This window comes from Pseudomonas sp. SDO5532_S415, assembly GCF_054071155.1.
Genome location: NZ_JBSVWS010000298.1, coordinates 1 through 3,871 on the forward strand (window position 1 = coordinate 1; position 3,871 = coordinate 3,871).

General features: G+C 61.8%; 3 protein-coding genes. 2 read left to right on the forward strand and 1 reads right to left on the reverse strand.

Going from position 1 to position 3,871, the window contains the following annotated elements:
- Positions 1 to 58: 58 nt before the first annotated feature.
- A complete protein-coding gene (locus tag ACW9HW_RS29385) occupies positions 59 to 961 on the reverse strand; it encodes a LysR family transcriptional regulator (protein WP_457402833.1) in 903 nt (300 codons plus the stop codon).
- Between the two features lie 131 nt (positions 962 to 1,092).
- Here ACW9HW_RS29385 and ACW9HW_RS29390 point away from each other — a divergent pair, with 131 nt between their 5' ends.
- Both ACW9HW_RS29390 and ACW9HW_RS29395 read left to right on the forward strand, forming a co-directional pair.
- Entirely contained in the window at positions 1,093 to 2,478 is a 1,386-nt protein-coding gene (locus ACW9HW_RS29390; protein ID WP_457402834.1) for an MFS transporter, read from the forward strand.
- On the forward strand, positions 2,475 to 3,749 hold the full coding sequence (locus tag ACW9HW_RS29395) for a glucarate dehydratase family protein (protein ID WP_095195239.1): 1,275 nt from the start codon (positions 2,475 to 2,477) through the stop codon (positions 3,747 to 3,749). Before ACW9HW_RS29390 ends, ACW9HW_RS29395 begins: the two co-directional genes overlap by 4 nt.
- Positions 3,750 to 3,871: the final 122 nt, after the last annotated feature.

Below are 3,871 nucleotides of genomic sequence, written 5' to 3' on the forward strand. Positions count from 1 at the left end.
ACCGTAAAAGTCGCCTGACACACCGCCTTCGCGAGCAGGCTCGCTCCCACAGGGGGGGCTACGATCCCCACCCCTCGCGCACCGCCCGCCGAATCCCTTCCAGCAGCATCGCGAACGCCGGGTTGTCGTTGTTCTCGCGCCAGATCAGATGCAGCTCGCTTTGCACCCCTTCGCCCAGGTCGATATCGCGAAACACGACGTTCTTGAACACCACGCTGGTGGCGCAACGGGGCACCAGGGCCAGGCCCATGGCGGCATTGACCAGGGCAAGGATGGTCAGGGACGACCCGAGCCACTGAACGTAATCCGGCGCAACGCGGGCCGAGCGCAGCATGCCGGTCAGCAGCTCGTTGAACGGCGGGTAGGCGGCGTGGGAGTACATCAGGAACGGCTGGCCGTCGAGGTCCCTGACCGACACGCTGGTGGCCGTGGCCAGTGGATGGGTGCTCGGTACCGCCAGTACAAAGGATTCACGCACCAGGCATTCGGTGGAATAACCAGGCTCCAGCAACGGCGCGCGGGCGATGCCCAGGTCAATGCGCCGGGCGCGCAGGGCTTCGTGTTGCTGGTAGGTGTTCATTTCCGACAGGTCGATTTTGACGTGGGGTTGCGTCAGTCGCGCCTCGGCGATGACCTTGGGCAGGAACTCGTACACCGCGCTGCCGACGAAGCTGATATTGACCGAGCCGATATCGCCCTCGGCAAAACGCCGGGCGGTCACCGCGGCTTGCTGGGCGCGCTCCAGCAGGTTCTGTGCCTCGATGAAGAACGCACGGCCGGCAGCGGTGAGGGCGACGCTGCGGGTACTGCGGGTGAACAGCTCGACCCCCAGGTGATGCTCCAGCAACTGAATCTGCCGGCTCAGCGGCGGTTGAGTCATGTTCAGCCGTTCGGCGGCGCGGCGGAAATTCAGTTCGGTGGCGACGGTGGTAAAGCAGCGCAGTTGCGTCAGTTCGAACATTGATCTAATCCAGGTATCAATCGAATGCCAAGTTAGATTAGACGGGATCAATGCGGGCGTCCATCATCGCTCCAGGCCTACACCAATCCCTTAAAGCTACCCCTACAAAAAAAATGATCGGGAGTCGCCCCTTGAATACCCACCAGAGTCCACCCGACCCGAACGTGCTCGCCCGCGCTGCCGCCAAGGTCAAGCGCCACATCCTGCCGCTGTTCGTGATCATGTTCATCGTCAACTACATCGACCGGGTCAACATCGGCTTCGTACGCAGCCACCTGGAAACCGACCTGGGCATTGGCGCTGCCGCCTACGGCCTGGGTGCCGGGCTGTTCTTCATCGGCTACGCCATTTTCGAAGTACCGTCCAATCTGCTGCTGCAACGTTACGGCGCCCGCGCCTGGCTGACGCGGATCATGTTCACCTGGGGCGCCGCCGCGATGGCGATGGCCTTCGTCCAGGGTGAAACCAGCTTCTATGTGCTGCGCTTTATCCTTGGCGCCGCTGAAGCCGGCTTCTTTCCCGGGATCATTTATTACTTCACCCAATGGCTGCCATCCACCGAACGCGGCAAGGCCATGGCGATTTTCCTCAGCGGCTCGGCCATCGCTTCGGTGATTTCCGGCCCGGTGTCCGGCGCGCTGCTGCACATCGAAGGCTTGAGCCTGCACGGCTGGCAGTGGATGTTCCTGATCGAAGGCTTTGCCTCCATCGCCCTCTGCGGTTTTGTCTGGTTCTGGCTGCAATCGCATCCACGGGAAGCCAAGTGGCTCAGCGAGGAAGAAAAGACCGCGCTGATCACGGCCATTGATCTGGAGCAGCAGGCTCGCGATGCCACGCATACGGTCAAGCCGTCGATGTTCAAGTTGCTGGCCGACAAACAGATCGCGCTGTTCTGCTTCATCTACTTCTCGATTGCCCTGACCATTTACGGCGCCACGTTCTGGCTGCCGAGCATGATCAAGAAGATGGGCAACCTCGGTGACTTCCAGGTCGGCCTGTTCAACTCGATTCCGTGGATCATCTCCATCGTCGCGATGTACGGCTTCGCCGCCATGGCCAGCAAATGGAAGTACCAGCAGGCCTGGGTCGCGGTGACACTGGTGATTGCCTCATTCGGCATGTTCATGTCCACCACCGGTGGCCCGGTCTTCGCTTTCGTCGCCATCTGTTTTGCCGCGATCGGCTTCAAGGCGGCCTCGGCATTGTTCTGGCCGATCCCGCAAGGCTATCTGGACGCGCGCATCGCCGCGGCGGTGATCGCCCTGATCAACTCCATCGGCAACCTCGGCGGCTTCGTCGCCCCGACGGCGTTCGGCATCCTGGAACAGACCACCGGTTCCATCGAAGGCGGCCTGTATGGCCTGGCCGCTACATCACTGGTCGCGGCGGTGGTGATCTTCTTCGCCCGCACGGCACCGCGCGGCAACATCCTGAGCTCGCCGGCCGAAGACGCCACCGCAAAAAAGCCGGTCAGTCATCAAGCCCTGAAATCTGATCCAACGGGAGCAGCCTCTTGAAAATCACACGAGTCACCGTCACGCCCATCGCCTTCCGTGATCCGCCGCTGCTGAACGCCAGCGGCATTCATGAACCCTTCGCGCTGCGCTCGATCATCGAGATCGAAAGCGACAACGGCTACATCGGCCTGGGTGAAAGCTACGGCGACGCGCCTGCACTGGCGATCCAGCAGCAACTGCAAAGCCAACTGATCGGACTGGACCCGTTCAACCTCAATCAACTGCGCGCGATCGTCCAGGCCACGGTGGCGGCGAACAAACCGGCGAGCCTGGCCGGCGCGGAACTGGCGCCCGGGTCCCACGCCAGCAAAGCGGTGAGCAATGCCTACTCGGCGTTTGAAGTGGCGTTTCTGGACCTGCAGGCACACTCCCTGAACGTGCCCTTGGTGGACTTGCTGGGCGGGGCGATCCGCGACGAGATTCCATTCAGCGCCTATCTGTTCTTCAAGTACGCGCAGCACGTCGATTCACCCTACAAGCCCGACAGTTGGGGCGAGGCGCTGAACGAGGAGCAGATCGTCGCCCAGGCGCGGCGCATGATCGAGGCCTACGGCTTCAAGAGCATCAAACTCAAGGCCGGCACGCTGCCGCCGGAGCATGAAGTGTCGTGCATCAAGGCCTTGAAAAGGGCGTTTCCCGGCTATCCGCTGCGCATCGACCCGAACGGTAACTGGTCGCTGGAAACCTCGGTCCGCATGGCCGAACTGCTCGGTGACGACCTGCAGTATTACGAAGACCCGACGCCGGGCCTGGATGGCATGGCCGAGCTGCACAAACGCACCGGCCTGCCGCTGGCGACCAACATGGTGGTCACCGACTTCGATGAGTTCCGCCGCAGCGTGGCGCAGAACAGCGTGCAGATCGTCCTCGCCGACCACCACTACTGGGGCGGCCTGCGCGACACCCAGGCACTGGCGAAAATGTGCGAGACCTTCGGGCTTGGCGTGTCCATGCATTCGAACTCGCACCTGGGCATCAGCCTGATGGCCATGGCCCATGTCGCCGCCTCGGTGCCGAACCTCGATTACGCCTGTGACACCCACTATCCATGGCAGGAACCGGATGAAGAGGTGATCAAGGGCGGCAAGCTGCCGATCGTCGACGGCTGCGTGAAAATCACCCGGGCTCCGGGGCTGGGCCTGGAACTGGACCATGATCAATTGGGCAAGCTGCATGACCAGTACCTGACGTGCGGGATTCGCCAGCGCGATGATGTGAAGCAGATGCAGCGTTACAAACCGGACTGGAAGGCGGTCAAGCCTCGGTTCTGATTGCAGTGTTTTGATGGGCATGTAGCAACCTTTGGTCCGGGAAGCGTGGTCGCGCTTGCCCGGACTTTTTTTCCTGTCGAACTGTTTTTTTGTAGGGGAGCAGGATGTGCCGGCCTTATCTC